Annotated in this window: 11 protein-coding genes, 1 tRNA gene and 2 rRNA genes; 8 read left to right on the top strand and 6 right to left on the bottom strand. The window is 61.8% G+C overall.

The window, feature by feature from the left end:
* Window positions 1–46 precede the first annotated feature (46 nt).
* The 7 genes from rrf (CPH57_RS18815) (at window position 47) to aceK (ending at window position 6,871) form a co-directional block, all read left to right on the top strand.
* Window positions 47–162: ribosomal RNA gene (gene rrf / locus CPH57_RS18815) — 5S ribosomal RNA — on the top strand.
* A 14-nt stretch (window positions 163–176) separates the two neighbouring features.
* Window positions 177–252, top strand: a tRNA-Thr gene (locus CPH57_RS18810).
* 45 nt (window positions 253–297) lie between these two features.
* Window positions 298–413 (top strand): 5S ribosomal RNA (gene rrf, locus CPH57_RS18805).
* Window positions 414–795: 382 nt separating this feature from the next.
* Window positions 796–1,725, top strand: coding sequence for a homoserine O-succinyltransferase (metA, locus tag CPH57_RS18800; protein WP_033651194.1), 930 nt, complete (start codon window positions 796–798; stop codon window positions 1,723–1,725).
* A 374-nt stretch (window positions 1,726–2,099) separates the two neighbouring features.
* On the top strand, window positions 2,100–3,698 hold the full coding sequence (aceB, locus tag CPH57_RS18795; protein WP_042785479.1) for a malate synthase A: 1,599 nt from the start codon (window positions 2,100–2,102) through the stop codon (window positions 3,696–3,698).
* Between the two features lie 41 nt (window positions 3,699–3,739).
* The gene (gene aceA, locus CPH57_RS18790) at window positions 3,740–5,047 is read left to right on the top strand and encodes an isocitrate lyase (protein ID WP_096242642.1); all 1,308 of its coding nucleotides are present in this window, start codon (window positions 3,740–3,742) and stop codon (window positions 5,045–5,047) included.
* 69 nt (window positions 5,048–5,116) lie between these two features.
* A complete protein-coding gene (gene aceK, locus CPH57_RS18785; protein ID WP_060660186.1) occupies window positions 5,117–6,871 on the top strand; it encodes a bifunctional isocitrate dehydrogenase kinase/phosphatase in 1,755 nt (584 codons plus the stop codon).
* Between the two features lies 1 nt (window position 6,872).
* On the opposite strand, the gene CPH57_RS18780 is transcribed toward aceK, so the two are convergent.
* The 5 genes from CPH57_RS18780 to iclR all read right to left on the bottom strand — a co-directional run bounded on the left by CPH57_RS18780 (window position 6,873) and on the right by iclR (window position 12,438).
* Window positions 6,873–7,514: a bifunctional 4-hydroxy-2-oxoglutarate aldolase/2-dehydro-3-deoxy-phosphogluconate aldolase gene (locus tag CPH57_RS18780; protein WP_025304481.1), complete on the bottom strand. Its 642-nt coding sequence runs from the start codon at window positions 7,512–7,514 to the stop codon at window positions 6,873–6,875.
* Window positions 7,515–7,568: 54 nt separating this feature from the next.
* On the bottom strand, window positions 7,569–9,383 hold the full coding sequence (gene edd, locus CPH57_RS18775) for a phosphogluconate dehydratase (protein ID WP_096242641.1): 1,815 nt from the start codon (window positions 9,381–9,383) through the stop codon (window positions 7,569–7,571).
* Window positions 9,384–9,481: 98 nt separating this feature from the next.
* Window positions 9,482–10,819 carry a gluconate transporter gene (gntU, locus tag CPH57_RS18770; protein WP_060660865.1) on the bottom strand — a complete coding sequence of 446 codons (1,338 nt, stop codon included), beginning with the start codon at window positions 10,817–10,819 and terminating at the stop codon, window positions 9,482–9,484.
* Entirely contained in the window at window positions 10,816–11,355 is a 540-nt protein-coding gene (gene gntK / locus CPH57_RS18765; RefSeq protein ID WP_004936645.1) for a gluconokinase, read from the bottom strand. The genes gntU and gntK overlap by 4 nt, the downstream gene beginning before the upstream one ends.
* 252 nt (window positions 11,356–11,607) lie before the next feature.
* Window positions 11,608–12,438 carry a glyoxylate bypass operon transcriptional repressor IclR gene (gene iclR / locus CPH57_RS18760; protein ID WP_004936648.1) on the bottom strand — a complete coding sequence of 277 codons (831 nt, stop codon included), beginning with the start codon at window positions 12,436–12,438 and terminating at the stop codon, window positions 11,608–11,610.
* A gap of 196 nt (window positions 12,439–12,634) precedes the next feature.
* Here iclR and metH point away from each other — a divergent pair, with 196 nt between their 5' ends.
* A complete protein-coding gene (metH, locus tag CPH57_RS18755; protein ID WP_089195244.1) occupies window positions 12,635–16,330 on the top strand; it encodes a methionine synthase in 3,696 nt (1,231 codons plus the stop codon).
* 38 nt (window positions 16,331–16,368) lie between these two features.
* On the opposite strand, the gene CPH57_RS18750 is transcribed toward metH, so the two are convergent.
* The gene (locus CPH57_RS18750) at window positions 16,369–17,079 is read right to left on the bottom strand and encodes a UTRA domain-containing protein (protein ID WP_047026586.1); all 711 of its coding nucleotides are present in this window, start codon (window positions 17,077–17,079) and stop codon (window positions 16,369–16,371) included.
* Between the last annotated feature and the right edge of the window lie 132 nt (window positions 17,080–17,211).

Raw genomic sequence — 17,211 nt, 5'->3', positions numbered from 1 at the left:
CTGATGGCTTCATGGAAGTGAAGCGGTTGGAATGAAACAGAATTTGCCTGGCGGCAATAGCGCGGTGGTCCCACCTGACCCCATGCCGAACTCAGAAGTGAAACGCCGTAGCGCCGATGGTAGTGTGGGGTCTCCCCATGCGAGAGTAGGACACTGCCAGGCATCAAATTAAGCGTGCTGATATGGCTCAGTTGGTAGAGCGCACCCTTGGTAAGGGTGAGGTCCCCAGTTCGACTCTGGGTATCAGCACCACTTTATTTAAAGTGGGTTTAGAAGTTCGGCAGAAAAAAGAATTTGCTTGGCGGCAATAGCGCGGTGGTCCCACCTGACCCCATGCCGAACTCAGAAGTGAAACGCCGTAGCGCCGATGGTAGTGTGGGGTCTCCCCATGCGAGAGTAGGACACTGCCAAGCATCAAATAAAACAACAAGCCTCATGCGAAAGCATGGGGCTTTTTGTTTTGTCTGTTATCTGGCGTTCTGCTCGAGCATGGGCATGCGAAAGGCCCGTCGGGAACGGGCCTTAACGCCGCTTGCGGCGGCCCCCGCAGGGGAGAGTCTCAGGATGAGACGAATACTGTAGGACACTGCCAAGCATCAAATAAGCCAAGAGGCCATCCGAAAGGATGGCCTTTTTGCTTTCAGTACCTCTCATCCTCCCTGCCAAGATCCTGACGCAGCTCGCGCAATGAAACATTTTCACCTTTCCGCTGAACGCTCGACATCGACGGAAAAAAACGCTATCTTCGGGCATCTAGAAGTCTAAACGTATAAATGGATGTGTGAGGGTTAAGCAATGCCGATTCGTGTTCCTGATGAGTTACCTGCGGTCAATTTCTTGCGCGGTGAGAATGTCTTCGTGATGACATCCTCACGGGCAAAAACACAGGAAATCAGGCCGCTGAAAGTGCTGATCCTCAACCTGATGCCAAAGAAGATCGAAACGGAAAACCAGTTTTTGCGCCTGCTTTCCAACTCGCCGCTGCAGATTGATATCCAGTTGCTGCGCATCGACAGCCGCGAGTCGAAGAATACGCCGGCGGAGCATCTGAACAACTTCTACTGCGACTTCGAGGATATTCAGAACGAGAACTTCGATGGCCTGATCGTCACCGGCGCGCCGCTGGGGCTGGTCGATTTCTGCGATGTTGCCTACTGGCCGCAGATCGAACGGGTGATCGACTGGGCCAAGCATCACGTTACCTCCACGCTGTTCGTGTGCTGGGCGGTACAGGCGGCGTTGAACATCCTGTACGGCATTCCCAAGATGACGCGCGAGGTGAAACTCTCCGGGGTTTATCCGCACCAAACGCTGCAGCAGCATGCGTTGCTGACGCGCGGCTTCGACGAAAGCTTCCTGGCGCCGCATTCACGCTATGCCGATTTCCCGACCGAGGTGATTCGCCAATATACCGACCTGGACATCCTGGCCGAATCCGAGCAGGCCGGCGCCTACCTGTTCGCCAGCAGGGATAAGCGCCTGGCGTTCGTCACCGGCCATCCGGAATACGATACAATGACGCTGGCGGGAGAGTATTGTCGCGACAACGAAGCTGGCCTCGATCCTGCCGTACCGCTCAACTACTTCCCCGATGACAACCCCGCACTGACACCGAAAGCCACCTGGCGCAGCCATGGCCACCTGCTGTTTTCCAATTGGCTCAACTATTACGTCTACCAGATCACGCCTTACGATCTGCGCCATATGAATCCGACTCTCGACTGATCTTTTCTGCCTGCCGGCGGCTGAATCGAGGCCGCCGCGCTGCTCATCCTCTGCACGATCCTCTTTTTACCCGTCAATTCTCCCAAAAAACCATTGCCTAACAACGCGTTAGTCCGTCTTTGCAATTCTATTGGAACCGATTTCCTTACCTGTTGATCGTGTTATTTATCCTAACCAATTGATAATAAAGTGTTAATAAAATATTTAATAATAAAATGGAAATGGTTTTTGATTTTTATTTTTTGTTGGGTATTCTTAACGCTATCGGGATGAGATCTGACCAGTTTAGGATCGTTTCATCCGCCCTGATCCACAGTGATTTCTGATGAAAATGCGCCGGTCGCCCGGGTGCAACGATGGGAAGGAGCAAGGTCATGACGCAACAGATAGCAGGCACGGAGTTAAGGTTTACGCAGGGTTTCGCCGCTGCGGAGCGCCAGGTGTTAACGGATGAAGCGGTTGAATTTCTGGCGGAACTGGTGGGGAAATTCACGCCACGTCGCAATGAGCTGTTGGCGGCGCGTGCCCGCTGGCAACAAAATATCGATCGCGGCGAATTGCCTGGGTTTATTTCGGAAACCAATTCCATTCGTGAAGGCAATTGGCAGATCCGCGGCATTCCGCAAGACCTGCGCGATCGCCGGGTAGAGATCACCGGGCCGGTCGAGCGCAAGATGGTGATCAATGCGTTGAACGCCAACGTAAAAGTGTTTATGGCGGACTTCGAAGACTCGCTGGCGCCAAGCTGGGACAAAGTCATCGACGGTCAAATCAACCTGCACGATGCGGTTAACGGCACCATCTCCTACACCAATGAAGCCGGCAAAATCTACCAGTTGAAACCGAATCCGGCGGTGTTGATCGCTCGCGTGCGCGGCTTGCACCTGCCGGAGAAGCACGTACTGTGGCGTGATGAAGCCATCCCCGGCGGCCTGTTCGATTTCGCGCTGTACTTCTACCACAACTATCGCCAGCTGTTGGCCAAGGGCAGCGGCCCGTATTTCTACCTGCCGAAAACCCAGTCCTGGGAGGAAGCGGCTTGGTGGAGCGATGTCTTCAGCTTTACCGAGGATCGTTTCGATCTGCCGCGCGGCACCATCAAGGCGACCGTGCTGATCGAAACTCTGCCGGCGGTGTTCCAGATGGACGAGATCCTGTATCACCTGCGCGATCACATCGTCGGTCTGAACTGCGGCCGTTGGGATTACATCTTCAGCTACATCAAAACGCTGAAGAACCACGGCGATCGCGTGCTGCCGGACCGTCAGTCGGTGACCATGGAAAAACCTTTCCTCAGCGCCTATTCGCGCCTGTTGATCAAAACCTGTCATAAGCGCGGCGCCTTCGCCATGGGCGGCATGGCGGCGTTTATCCCGAGCAAAGACGCCGAAAAAAACGCCTGGGTGCTGAACAAGGTACGGGCGGACAAAGAGCTGGAAGCCAACAATGGCCACGACGGCACCTGGGTGGCGCACCCGGGCTTGGCGGACACGGTGATGGAGGTGTTCGGCAACGCATTGGGCGATCGCCAGAACCAGCTGGACGTGCTGCGTGAGCAGGATGCGCCGATCAGCGCCGCGCAACTGCTGGAGCCGTGCGACGGCGAACGCACCGAAGCGGGGATGCGTGCCAATATCCGCGTGGCGGTGCAGTACATCGAAGCCTGGATCTCCGGCAACGGCTGCGTGCCGATTTACGGTTTGATGGAAGATGCGGCGACGGCGGAGATCTCCCGTACGTCTATCTGGCAGTGGATCCACCACGAGAAGAGCCTGAACGACGGGCGCCCGGTCACCAAGGCGCTGTTCCGCCAGATGTTGCAAGAAGAGATGTTGGTGGTGCGTGAAGAAGTAGGGGAAGCGCGCTTTAACGCCGGCCGGTTCGAAGAGGCGGCGCGCCTGATGGAGCGCATCACCACGCAAGATGAATTAATCGATTTCCTGACGTTGCCCGGCTATGAGTTGCTGGCCTGAACTTTCCCAATCAACCCTACATGACTGAAAGGATAAAAATTATGTCTACCTCTCGCTCTCAACAGATCCAGCAGCTGGAACAGGAATGGAAATCGGCCCGTTGGGAAGGCATCACTCGCCCTTACAGCGCCGAAGACGTGATCAATCTGCGCGGTTCGGTCAACCCGGAATGCACCCTGGCGCAAAACGGCGCCGCCAAACTGTGGGCGTTGCTGAACGGCAAGGCGCGCAAAGGCTACGTGAACTGCCTGGGCGCGCTGACCGGCGGCCAGGCACTGCAGCAGGCCAAAGCCGGCATCGAGGCCATCTACTTGTCCGGTTGGCAGGTGGCGGCCGACGCCAACAGCGCGGCGGCCATGTACCCTGACCAGTCGCTGTATCCGGTGGACTCGGTGCCGAAGGTGGTCGAGCGCATCAACAATACCTTCCGCCGCGCCGATCAGATCCAATGGGCGAACCAGATTGAGCCGGGCAGCAAAGGGTACACCGATTATTTCCTGCCGATCGTCGCCGATGCGGAAGCCGGCTTCGGCGGCGTGTTGAACGCCTTTGAGCTGATGAAAGCGATGATTACCGCCGGGGCCGCCGGGGTACACTTTGAAGATCAGCTGGCGGCGGTGAAGAAATGCGGCCATATGGGCGGCAAAGTGCTGGTGCCGACGCAAGAAGCGATCCAGAAACTGGTCGCCGCGCGCCTGGCGGCCGACGTGCTTGGCGTGCCGACGCTGGTGATCGCCCGTACCGACGCCGATGCGGCTGACCTGCTGACCTCTGACTGCGATCCGTATGACAGCGCCTTCGTCACCGGCGAGCGTACGGCGGAAGGCTTCTTCCGCACCCATGCCGGCGTCGAGCAGGCGATCAGCCGCGGTCTGGCTTATGCCCCTTACGCCGATATGGTGTGGTGCGAAACCTCAACGCCGGATCTGGATGCCGCCCAGCGCTTCGCCGACGCCATCCACGCCAAATACCCAGGCAAGCTGCTGGCCTACAACTGCTCGCCGTCGTTCAACTGGAAGAAGAACCTCGACGACCAGACCATCGCCCGTTTCCAGCAGGCGCTGTCGGACATGGGCTACAAGTATCAGTTCATCACGCTGGCGGGCATCCACAGCATGTGGTTCAACATGTTCGACCTGGCGCACGCCTATGCGCAGGGCGAAGGGATGAAACACTACGTCGAGAAGGTGCAGCAGGCGGAGTTCGCCGCGGTGGAGCGCGGTTACACCTTCGCGTCGCACCAGCAAGAGGTGGGCACCGGTTACTTCGACAAGGTCACCACCATCATTCAGGGCGGCGCCTCTTCGGTCACCGCGCTGACCGGTTCGACGGAAGAACAGCAGTTCTGATGCGGCAAGCTTGAAGACGTTTCACCCGGAGCCTGCATGCGCAGGCTTCTTTTTCTGGCGGGGGTAAGGATGGCGGCAAAACTGGAGTTGTTGATCGCACAGACGATCCTGCAGGGCTTCGATGCGCAGTACGGCCGCTTTCTGGAAGTGACCGCCGGCGCGCAGCAGCGCTTTGAGCAGGCGGACTGGCCGGCGGTGCAGCAGGCGATGAAAAAGCGCATCCATCTGTACGACCATCACGTCGGTCTGGTGGTGGAGCAGCTTAAATGCATCACCGGGCAGAAATATTTCGACGCCGACTTCCCCAGCCGGGTCAAAGCGGTCTATATCGACCTGCTGCCGGACTACCCGCGTTTTGAGATCGCCGAAAGCTTCTTCAACTCGGTCTATTGCCGGTTGTTCAAGCATCGCGATCTGACGCCGGACAAGCTGTTCGTCTTCAGTTCGCAGCCGGAACGGCGTTTTCGCGACATTCCGCGTCCGCTGGCGCGCGATTTTACCCCCAATGGCGATCTGCCGGCGATGCTGCGCAGCATCTTGAGCGATCTGCCGCTGCGGTTGCCGTGGGAGGATCTGACACGCGACATTCGCTACATCATTCAGGCGCTGCAACGCGCCTTCAGCCCACAGCAACTGACGGGGGCGACCTTCCAGATCGCCAACGAGCTGTTCTATCGCAACAAGGCCGCCTGGCTGGTCGGCAAGTTGCGCCTGGCCGACGGCGTTTACCCGTTCCTGTTGCCGATTCACCACAGCGAATCGGGCGCGCTGTTTATCGACGCCTGCCTGACCGGCAAGGCCGAGGCCAGCATCGTCTTCGGTTTCGCCCGCTCTTATTTCATGGTCTACGCACCGCTGCCGGCGGCGATGGTGGAGTGGCTGCGCGAGATCCTGCCGGGCAAGACCACCGCCGAGCTGTACATGGCGATCGGCTGCCAAAAACACGGCAAAACCGAATGCTATCGCGAATACCTGACCTTTATGGCGCACTCACAGGAACAGTTCATCATCGCGCCGGGCGTGAAAGGCATGGTGATGCTGGTGTTCACCCTGCCGTCCTTCGATCGGGTGTTTAAAGTGATCAAGGATGAGTTCGCCCCGCAGAAAGAGGTGACGCAGGCGCAGGTGATGGCTTGCTATCAGCTGGTGAAAGAGCACGATCGCGTCGGGCGCATGGCGGATACCCAGGAGTACGAAAATTTCGTCGTCGACAAGGCGCGTCTCAGCCCTGAGCTATTGGCGGAGCTGCGGCGTGAAGTGCCGGGCAAGCTGGAAGATCTCGGCGATCGCATCGTGATCAAACATCTGTATATGGAACGGCGCATGACGCCGCTGAACCTGTATCTGGAGCAGGCCAACGACCAGCAAATGCGCGATGCGATTGAAGAGTACGGCAACGCGATCAAGCAGTTGGCCGCCGCCAATATTTTCCCCGGCGATATGCTGTTCAAGAACTTCGGCGTGACGCGCCACGGGCGTGTGGTGTTCTACGACTACGACGAGATTTGCTACATGACCGAGGTCAACTTCCGCGACATTCCACCGCCGCGTTATCCGGAGGACGAGCTGGCCAGCGAGCCGTGGTACAGCATCGCGCCCAACGATGTGTTCCCGGAAGAGTTCCGCCACTTCCTGTGCGGCGATCGGCGCATTCGGCAGGTGTTTGAAGAGTTGCACAGCGATCTGTTTACCGCGGAGTATTGGCGCGGGTTGCAGCAGCGCATCCGCGAGGGGCATGTGGAAGACGTGTTCGCTTATCGCAAGAAGCAGCGGTTCAGCCAGCGCAGCGGGGCGGCGCTGCCGGCCGCCACCGCTGCGATGTAAATCAGGCCTGGGCGCCCGCGACGGCGGCGCGCGCCAGTTCGGTAATGCGCGCGTAGTCGCCGCTTTCGAGTGCGTCCGCCGGCACCAGCCAGGAGCCGCCGATGCACAGCACGCTTTTCAGCGCCAGATAGCTGCGGTAATTGTCCGGCGAGATGCCGCCGGTCGGGCAGAAACGCACCTGCGGGAATGGGCCGCCGATCGCCTGCAGCGCTTTTACGCCGCCGTTGGCTTCCGCCGGGAAGAATTTAAATTCGCGCAGGCCGTAATCCATGCCCTGCATCAGCTCGGAAACGGTGCTGATGCCCGGTATAAGGGGAATGGAACCGGCGGTGGCGGCTTTGAGCAGCTCGTCGGTCAGCCCCGGGCTGATGGCGAACTGCGCGCCGGCCTCGGTCACTTCCCGCAGCTGCTGCGGATTGATCACCGTACCGGCGCCGATGATCGCTTCCGGCACCTCTTGGGCGATGGCGCGAATGGCGTCCATGGCGCAGGCGGTGCGCAGCGTCACCTCCAGCACCCGCACGCCGCCGGCGACCAGCGCTTTCGCCAGCGGCACCGCATGTTCCAGCTTGTTGATCACGATGACCGGCACTACCGGCCCCGCCGTCAGGATCTGCTCGGCGCTTGTTGTCCACTTGTTCATGCTGACGTTCTCCTCTGTGGCCGCCGCCAGGCGGCGATGCGGCCAGGCTATCGATTAAAATTTGATGCAGCAGGCGCCCTGCTCGGCGCCTGACAGCTGGCTGCGCAGCGCGCCGAACAGCTCGCGGCCGCAGCCGATGTGTTCGGCGCTCAGATCGGGTTGGCAAGGCGTGCGCCGCGCCAACTCGTCGGCGTCGACCAGCACCTGCAGCTCGCCGCTGCGGCCGTTGACGCGGATCGGATCGCCGTCGCGCACTTTCGCCAGCAGGCCGCCGGTATAGGCTTCCGGGGTGACGTGAATGGCGGAAGGCACCTTGCCGGAGGCGCCGGACAGGCGGCCGTCGGTCACCAGCGCCACTTTGAAGCCGCGATCCATCAACACGCCCAGCGGCGGCATCAGCTTGTGCAGCTCCGGCATGCCGTTGGCCTGCGGCCCCTGGAAGCGCACCACCACCACGCAATCGCGATCCAGCTTGCCGGCTTCGAACGCCAGCACAATATCGTGCTGGCTGTCGAACACCACCGCCGGCGCTTCGATGATCTGGTTATCGGCGGGCACCGCCGAGGTTTTCATCACCGCGCGGCCCAGATTGCCGGCCATCACTTTGGTGCCGCCGTGATGTTCGAACGGCTGGGCCACGCTGGCGATCACGCTGGCGTCGAGCGAGCCGGCCACGCCTTCGCGCCATACCAATTGGCCGTTGTCCAGCCACGGTTCCTGGGTGTAGCGGCGCAGGCCGAAACCGGCCACGGTGTGCACGTCTTCGTGCAGCAGGCCGTGTTGCAGCAGTTCGCGCACCACCAGCGGCACGCCGCCGGCGGCCTGGAATTGGTTTATGTCGGCCGGGCCGTTCGGGTAGATGCGGCACAGCAGCGGCACCGCCTCCGACAGCTCCGAGAAATCGTCCCAGGTGATGATGATGCCCGCCGCCCGCGCCATCGCCACCAGATGCATGGTCAGGTTGGTGGAGCCGCCGGTGGCCAGCAGCGAGACGATGCCGTTCACCACCACTTTCTCGTCCACCAGGCGGCCGATCGGCAGGTAGTTGCCGGCGGTATCGGTCAGTCGGGTCACCTGGCGCGCGGCGGCGTCGTTCAGCGCGTCGCGCAGCGGCGTGTCCGGATGGACGAAGGAGGCGCCCGGCAGATGCAGACCCATCACTTCCATCACCATCTGGTTGGTGTTGGCGGTGCCGTAGAAGGTGCAGGTGCCGATGCCGTGATAAGAGGCCGCCTCGGCCTCCAGCAGCGCCAAACGGTCGGCCTTGCCCTCGGCGTACAGCTGGCGCACGCGCACTTTTTCCTTGTTCGGCAGGCCGCTGCTCATCGGGCCGGCCGGCACGAACAGCGCGGGCAGATGGCCGAAGGAGAGGGCGGCCATCACCAGCCCCGGCACGATCTTGTCGCAGATGCCGAGGAACAGCGCGCCGTCGAACATATTGTGCGACAGGCCGACGGCGGCCGACATGGCGATCACGTCGCGGCTCATCAGCGACAGCTCCATGCCGTCCTGCCCCTGCGTCACCCCGTCGCACATCGCCGGCACGCCGCCGGCCACCTGGCCCACGGCGCCGACCGCCTTCAGCGCCTGCTTCAGCCGCTGCGGGTAGTGTTCGTACGGCTGGTGGGCCGACAGCATGTCATTGTAAGCGGTGATGATGGCGATATCGCTGCGCACCATGTTTTTCAGCGACGCCTTGTCATCGGGCTGACAGGCGGCGAAGCCGTGGGCCAGGTTGCCGCAGGCGAGCTGCGCGCGGTGGACGGTTTGGGAGCGGGCCGCCTCGATACGCGCCAGATAGGCGGCGCGGCTGGCCTGGGAACGGTCGATGATGCGCTGTGTGACACGGGACAAGGTTGGATTAATCATGCCTTCCTCACATTGCTGTTGTTATAGTCGCCGCCTGTGGCGGTGCCCCCGGGGGTGATTTGCAGCCCTGGTGTGCAAGGCCGGGGGCGATTTAGGATTTAAAACATCGTGAATGCAATCATGCCGATGGCGCCGCCGACGCTGCCCAGAATGGTTTCCATCACCGTCCAGGTTTTCAGCGTTTGCAGTTCGTTGGCGCCGGTGAATTTGCCGAACAGCCAGAAGCCGGCGTCGTTGACGTGGCTCAGCACGATGGAGCCGCCGGCGATGCAGATGGCCAGCGCGGCCAGTTGCCCGCCGTTCAGACCGAGCTGACTGGTGACCGGCAGCACCAGACCGACGGTGGTCAGGCAGGCGACGGTGGCCGAGCCCTGAATCACCCGCACCATGGCGGACAGCGCGAAGGCGGCCACGGCGATCGGCAGGCCGGCGCCGATCATGGCGTCACCCAACGCCGGCCCTACGCCGGAATCCACCAGGATCTGCTTGAACACCCCGCCGGCGCCGGTCATCAGCAGGATGATCCCGGCCGGCTGCACCGCAGCGGAACAGATGGCCAGGGTCTGTTCGTTGCTCATGCCGCGCGGCTTCGCCAGACCGTAAATCACGATCAGGCAGGCCAGCAGGATGGCGGTGAACGGGTGGCCGATAAACTCCAGCCACTGCTGCAGCTGCGAGCCGGGGGTGACCAGCCGCGCGCCGATGGTTTTCATGCCGACCAGCACCAGCGGGCACAGCACCAGCGCCAGGCTGAAGCCGAACGACGGCAGATTGCCCTTGGCCAGCGTCGGCTCATTCTCTTCCGGCGGCATCGGCCAGTTGACGAAACGGCTGATAAAGCTGCCGTACAGCGGGCCGGCGATCAGCATGCCGATCACCGCCGCCACCAGGCCGATGGCGATCATCCAGCCGAAATCGGCCTTCATCTGCGACGCCAGCAGCATCGGCACCGGCCCCGGCAGCAGGAAGGAGGCGGCGGCGGCCACGCCGGCGAACAGCGGGATCGCCAGCTTGACGATATTGCCGTCGGTGCGGCGCGCCACGGCGAACACGATGCCGATCAGCAGCACCACCGCCACGTCGAAGAACAGCGGCAGTGCGCAGATCAGCCCGGCGATGCCGAGCGCGTAGTGCGCCTTGCTTTGTCCGAATCGTTTCAGCAATTGCGCCGCAATTTGATCGAGCGCGCCGACCTCATGCAGGATCTTGCCGAACATCGCCCCGAGCGCCACCACGATCGCCAGGAAGCCCAGCGTGTCGCCCATGCCTTTCTGCATGGTGTCGGCGATGTGTTCCAGCGGCATGCCGGAGAAAATGCCGGCGGCGATGGACACCAGCATCAGCGCGACGAAGGCGTGCATGCGCGCCTTCATCACCAGGAATAACAGCAGTAAAACCGAGCCGACTGCGGTACCGACCAGCGTTACGGTACTCACGCGCACACGTCCTGCGGCAGGAAGCTCTGGATATGGCGCACGGTATCGGCGATCACCGCGTCCAGCGGCTGATTGATGTCGATCGCCATCACGTCGTTCTCGTCGGCGCCCGGTTGCTCCAGCGCGGCGAACTGGGTGACCAGCATCTGCGGCTTGAAGAAGTGGCCGTTGCGCGCCGCCAGGCGGGATTCGATCACCGGGAACTCGCCGTGCAGATAGATGAATGACAGGTTGCCGTTGCCGGCGCGCAGGCGGTCGCGATACTGCTTTTTCAACGCCGAACAGACGATGATCGACACGTTGTTGGTGCGCTGCATGGCGAAGGCGGCGTCGTTGAGCGCGGCCAGCCACGGCGCGCGATCGTCGTCGTTCAACGCTTCCCCGGCGGCCATCTTCAGGATGTTGCTGCGCGGGTGCAGGAAGTCGCCGTCGAGGAAGCCGGCGGAGAGTTGGCGGGCCGCGGCGGCGGCGACGGCGGACTTGCCGCTGCCGGAAACGCCCATAACGACGTAAATGCGATTTTGATTGTTGGTCATGGCTTGGCTCCAAAACACCGGGTGACGTTACCTTCGTTCAGTTTGATTGTTACCGGTAACATGTTATCGGTAACATTGTCGAAGGAAGTTTGAGCGGTTGCAATGGGCTTTCGCCGTGAGGATCGCTAACTGTGATCGGCTTCAAGCTTTTTTCCTGTGCGCTAAACAGGATGCCGACAGCCTGTTACATGCTGACAACAGAGCATGGCAGGGGAGCAGGGGCGCACTGGGGCGCCCCTCGGATGAACAGGATTAGCGCACGCCGCCGTAGGCCAGGCTGATCTCTTTCGCCGCGTGGATCACCAGCGCGCCCAGCTCGATCACACGATCGTCGGTGATGCGCGACACCGGGCCGGAGATGGAAATGGCGGCGAAGGCTTCGCGGTGCTCGTCGAAGATGCAGGCCGCCACGCAGCGCAGGCCGAGCGCGTGCTCTTCGTCGTCAAAGGAGAAGCCCTGTTTGCGGATCTGCGCCAGCCCCTCTTTCAGGTTGTGCGGCGTCAGGGTATGCGGCGTGTAGGTGTGCATGCCTTTCTTGTGCAGCAGTTTGGTCACCTGATCGTCCGGCAGGGTGGCGAGGAACGCTTTGCCGGCGCCGGAGGCGTGCATCGGCAGTTTGCCGCCGATCGGCGCCGACATGCGCATCAGCGCCGTGCACTGCACCTGATCGATGATGATCGCCTGGTACTCGCTGGTATCCAGCACCGCCAGGTTGACGGTTTCGCCGGATTCCTCCATCAGGCGGCGCAGCGTCGGATGCACCATCGCCAGCAGGTTGCGGCTTTGCAGGAAGCTGCTGCCGACCACAAAGGCGTGCGAGCCGATGGTCCACAGGCCGAGATCGCCGACCTGGCGCACGAATCCCTGCTGCTGCATGGTGGTGAGCAGGCGGTGAGTGGTGGAGTTCGGCAGGCCGGCCTGCTGGGCCAGATCGGTCAGCGCCACGTTGCCCTGGGCTTCCGAAATGTATTCCAACAGTTTCAGGCCACGGGTCAACGATTGTACCTGACCGGTCGCCGCACTGGCGGCGGGGGCTGCTGCGCGGGGCTTCTTGCCGCGCTTGGCGGGAGCAGGGGTGGCCATGGGTGAGATTCCTTTTTCCGTATGATGGAATTCATTTTCGTTTTTTGTCGATGAATTGCAAGCCGCCGTCAGCTCATCGGAGGTGTTGGCGCACAACCTGAAAAACTCTCAATTGTCGCCTGGCCCTTTGTCCTTACAAGCTGTGCTAGGATGACTCGTTGGTTTTTGCGGCAGTTGAGCAATGGGCTGGATGGCAATGGAAGGGGTTACAGTGACGAATCGAGTAGAACAACTGCGCCGCCAGTTAGCGCAGCGCATTTTGGTGTTGGACGGCGGCATGGGCACCATGATCCAGAGCTACCGTCTGGATGAGCGCGATTTCCGCGGTGAGCGTTTCGCCGACTGGCGCAGCGATCTGAAAGGCAACAACGATCTGCTGGTGCTGACCAAGCCGGAAGTGATCACCGCCATTCATTACGCCTATCTCGAGGCGGGCGCCGATATCCTTGAGACCAATACCTTCAACTCCACCTCCATCGCCATGGCCGACTACCATATGGAGTCGCTGTCCGCCGAGATTAACTATCAGGCCGCCTGCCTGGCGCGCGCCTGCGCCGACGAATGGACGGCGCGCACGCCGGAAAAACCGCGCTATGTCGCCGGGGTGTTGGGGCCGACCAACCGCACCGCGTCCATCTCGCCGAACGTCAACGATCCGGCGTTCCGCAACATCTCGTTCGATGAACTGGTGGCGGCTTACCGTGAATCGACCCGCGCGCTGGTGGAAGGCGGCGTCGATCTGATCATGATCGAAACCATCTTCGACACCCTGAACGCCAAGGCCGCCGCTTTTGCGGTGGAAACCGAATTCGAAGCGCTGGGGGTGGAACTGCCGATCATGATTTCCGGCACCATCACCGACGCCTCCGGCCGCACCCTGTCCGGCCAGACCACCGAAGCGTTTTACAATTCGCTGCGCCACGTCAAGCCGCTGACCTTCGGCCTGAACTGCGCCCTGGGGCCGGATGAGCTGCGTCAGTACGTCGCCGAGCTGGCGCGCATCTCGGAGACCTACGTCACCGCACACCCGAACGCCGGTTTGCCGAACGCCTTCGGCGAGTACGATCTGGATGCGGCCGAGATGGCGCGCCAGGTCGGGGAGTGGGCGCAGGCCGGCTTCCTCAATATTATCGGCGGCTGCTGCGGCACCACGCCGGAACATATCGCCGCGATGGCCAAGGCGGTCGAGGGCGTGCCGCCGCGCCGGCTGCCGGATATCCCGGTCGCCTGCCGCCTGGCCGGTCTGGAACCGCTGACCATCGACGCCAACACCCTGTTCGTCAACGTCGGCGAGCGCACCAACGTCACCGGTTCGGCGCGTTTCAAACGCTTGATCAAAGAAGAGAAATACAATGAGGCGCTCGACGTGGCGCGTCAGCAGGTCGAGAGCGGCGCGCAGATCATCGACATCAACATGGACGAGGGGATGCTCGACGCCGAAGCGGCGATGGTGCGCTTCCTCAACCTGATCGCCGGCGAGCCGGATATCGCCCGGGTGCCGATCATGATCGACTCCTCCAAGTGGTCCGTTATCGAGAAAGGCCTGAAGTGCATTCAGGGCAAGGGCATCGTCAACTCGATCTCAATGAAGGAGGGCGAAGAGGCCTTTATCCACCACGCCAGGCTGGTGCGCCGCTATGGCGCCGCGGTGGTGGTGATGGCGTTCGACGAAGTGGGCCAGGCGGACACCCGCGAGCGCAAGTTCGAGATCTGTCGCCGCGCCTATAAAATTCTGACCGAACGCGTCGGTTTCCCGCCGGAAGACATCATTTTCGATCCGAACATCTTCGCCGTCGCCACCGGCATCGACGAGCACAACAACTACGCCGTCGACTTTATCGAAGCCTGCGCCGACATCAAAACCCACCTGCCGCACGCGATGATCTCCGGCGGGGTGTCCAACGTGTCGTTCTCGTTCCGCGGCAACGATCCGGTGCGTGAAGCGATCCACGCGGTATTCCTGTATCACGCCATTCGCAACGGCATGGACATGGGCATCGTCAACGCCGGGCAGCTGGCGATTTACGACGATCTGCCTGGCGAGCTGCGCGAGGCGGTAGAAGACGTGATCCTCAACCGTCGCGAGGACGGCACCGAACGCCTGCTGGAACTGGCGGAAAAGTACCGCGGCAGCAAAGACGGCGAAGCGGCGGTGCAGCAGGCGGAATGGCGCGGCTGGCCGGTGGAGAAGCGGCTGGAATACTCGCTGGTGAAGGGCATCACCGAGTTTATCGAACTGGACACCGAAGAAGCGCGGCAGCAGGCCGAACGCCCGATCGAAGTGATCGAAGGGCCGCTGATGGCCGGGATGAACGTGGTCGGCGATCTGTTCGGCGAGGGCAAGATGTTCCTGCCGCAGGTGGTGAAATCCGCCCGCGTGATGAAGCAGGCGGTGGCCTACCTGGAACCGTACATCGAGGCCAGCAAGCAGCAAGGCACCTCCGCGGGCAAAATCCTGTTGGCGACGGTGAAAGGCGACGTGCACGACATCGGCAAGAACATCGTCGGCGTGGTGCTGCAGTGCAACAACTATGAAATCGTCGATCTTGGCGTGATGGTGCCGACGGAGAAAATCCTGCGCACCGCGCGCGAGGAGAATGTCGACATCATCGGCCTGTCGGGGCTGATCACGCCGTCGCTGGACGAGATGGTCAACGTGGCCAAAGAGATGGAGCGCCAGGGCTTTACGCTGCCGCTGCTGATCGGCGGCGCCACCACCTCCAAGGCGCACACCGCGGTGAAAATCGAGCAGAACTACAGCGGCCCGACCACCTACGTGCAAAACGCCTCGCGCACCGTGGGCGTGGTGTCGGCGCTGCTGTCCGCCACCCAGCGCGACGAGTTTGTGGCGCGCACCCGCAAAGAGTATGAAACGGTGCGCATTCAACACGCGCGCAAAAAGCCGCGCACGCCGCCGGTCGATTTGCACAAGGCGCGCGCCAACGCCATGGCGCTGAACTGGGCCGACTATCAGCCGCCGGCGCCGCGGCAGCTTGGCGTGTTTCCGGTGTCGGCCGGCATCGAGACGCTGCGCCACTATATCGACTGGACGCCGTTCTTCATGACCTGGTCGCTGGCGGGCAAATACCCGCGCATCCTCGAGGATGAGGTGGTGGGGGAAGAGGCCAAGCGCCTGTTCCATGACGCCAATCAGATGCTGGATCGGTTGGCCGCCGAGCGTAGCCTCAACCCGCGCGGCGTTTACGGCCTGTTCCCGGCCAACCGCGTCGGCGACGACGTGGAGGTATACCGCGACGAACGGCGTGACGAGGTGCTGGCGGTGAGCCGCCACCTGCGGCAACAGACGGAAAAAACCGACTTCCCGAACTACTGCCTGGCGGACTTTGTGGCGCCGAAAAGCAGCGGCAAAGCCGACTACTTCGGCGCCTTCGCGGTGACCGGCGGGCTGGAGGAAGACGCGCTGGCGGCGGCGTACGACGCGCAGCACGACGATTACAACAAAATCATGGTCAAGGCGCTGGCGGATCGTTTGGCGGAGGCCTTCGCCGAATACCTGCACGAACAGGTGCGCAAGCTGCACTGGGGCTATGCCGCCGACGAGAGCCTGAGCAACGAGGAGCTGATCCGGGAAAACTATCAGGGCATCCGGCCGGCGCCGGGCTACCCGGCCTGCCCGGAGCACACCGAAAAAGCGACCATCTGGCAGCTGTTGGACGTCAACCGCCACACCGGTATGGAACTGACGGAGTCCTTTGCCATGTGGCCGGGGGCGGCGGTATCCGGCTGGTACTTCAGTCACCCCGAGAGCAAGTACTTCGCGGTGGCGCAGATCCAGCGCGATCAGGTGGAAGACTACGCGGCGCGTAAAGGGATGAGCGTGAGCGAGGTCGAGCGCTGGCTGGCGCCAAACCTCGGCTACGACGCCGACTGACTTTCCTCTTTAAGGGCGCAGCGATGCGCCCTTGTCATTTACAGCGCTTCCACATCGATGTGTAGCGCGTCGTACCGCCAATACTCCAGGTCGCAATCGATCACCCTGTCGTGCTGATCGCGATTCACCCGCGTAATGAACAGCGCCGGGCTGCCGTAGGTCACTTTCAGCATGGCGGCGGCCTGCTGCGGCAGCAGGGTGGGCAGCATGTCGAAACGCACCCGGCCGTAGTGAATGCCGTAGCGCGCGGCGTACAGCGCGGTCAGCGACTGGGTCAGATCTTCGTCCAGAATGCCGGGGAAATAGGCCGGATTGAGGTAGTGCTCGCAGTACAGCACCGCGCGTCCGTCGATGTAGCGCAGCCGGCGAATGCGATAGGCCTGCGCGCCGGGAGGCAGCGCCAGGCGGCCAGCCAGCGGCGCTTCGAGCGTGACGACCGCGCTATCGATCGCTTCGGTATGCGCGGCGCGGCCCTGCTGCTGCGCCATGGCGTGAAAATGGCTGCGCTGCAGCGGGTTGTAGATCAAACGTGGCGGCGAGATGAACCAGCCGCGCCGCACCTGGCGGTAGATGACGCCCTGCGCCTCCAACTGGCCGAGCGCCTCCTGCAAGGTAATGCGGGTGGTGGCGAATTGCTCGCTCAGGGCGCGTTCGGAGGGCAGCTTGCCGCCCGCGGCGAACTCGCCGGCGGTGATGCGGGCGCTCAGCGTTTGGCAGATGGTGGCGACGGTCGTCGGTGCTTCACTCATACAGCGGGTGTCCCGTTTCAGTGCGTTTGGCCTTCCTTAAGGTAGACCAGCGTCGCGTTTTCGCCGTTGCAATGGGGGATAAAACTGTCGCTTTTTTAAGCTGACATATAATTATCACATTCGTCCGTTAGA

The organism is Serratia sp. JKS000199, from assembly GCF_900215455.1.
Lineage (GTDB): Bacteria > Pseudomonadota > Gammaproteobacteria > Enterobacterales > Enterobacteriaceae > Serratia > Serratia ureilytica.
This window is presented reverse-complemented; position numbering and strand designations above follow the sequence as displayed.

What these genes read in the sequence shown, in the direction of transcription:
- CPH57_RS18780 (WP_025304481.1), bottom strand. Translation starts at nt 7,514, where the DNA reads ATGAACAAGTGGACAACAAGCGCCGAGCAGATCCTGACGGCGGGGCCG.
- gntK (WP_004936645.1), bottom strand. Translation starts at nt 11,355, where the DNA reads ATGACCAACAATCAAAATCGCATTTACGTCGTTATGGGCGTTTCCGGC.
- edd (WP_096242641.1), bottom strand. Translation starts at nt 9,383, where the DNA reads ATGATTAATCCAACCTTGTCCCGTGTCACACAGCGCATCATCGACCGT.
- metH (WP_089195244.1), top strand. Translation starts at nt 12,635, where the DNA reads ATGGAAGGGGTTACAGTGACGAATCGAGTAGAACAACTGCGCCGCCAG.
- aceB (WP_042785479.1), top strand. Translation starts at nt 2,100, where the DNA reads ATGACGCAACAGATAGCAGGCACGGAGTTAAGGTTTACGCAGGGTTTC.
- aceA (WP_096242642.1), top strand. Translation starts at nt 3,740, where the DNA reads ATGTCTACCTCTCGCTCTCAACAGATCCAGCAGCTGGAACAGGAATGG.
- CPH57_RS18750 (WP_047026586.1), bottom strand. Translation starts at nt 17,079, where the DNA reads ATGAGTGAAGCACCGACGACCGTCGCCACCATCTGCCAAACGCTGAGC.
- aceK (WP_060660186.1), top strand. Translation starts at nt 5,117, where the DNA reads ATGGCGGCAAAACTGGAGTTGTTGATCGCACAGACGATCCTGCAGGGC.
- iclR (WP_004936648.1), bottom strand. Translation starts at nt 12,438, where the DNA reads ATGGCCACCCCTGCTCCCGCCAAGCGCGGCAAGAAGCCCCGCGCAGCA.
- metA (WP_033651194.1), top strand. Translation starts at nt 796, where the DNA reads ATGCCGATTCGTGTTCCTGATGAGTTACCTGCGGTCAATTTCTTGCGC.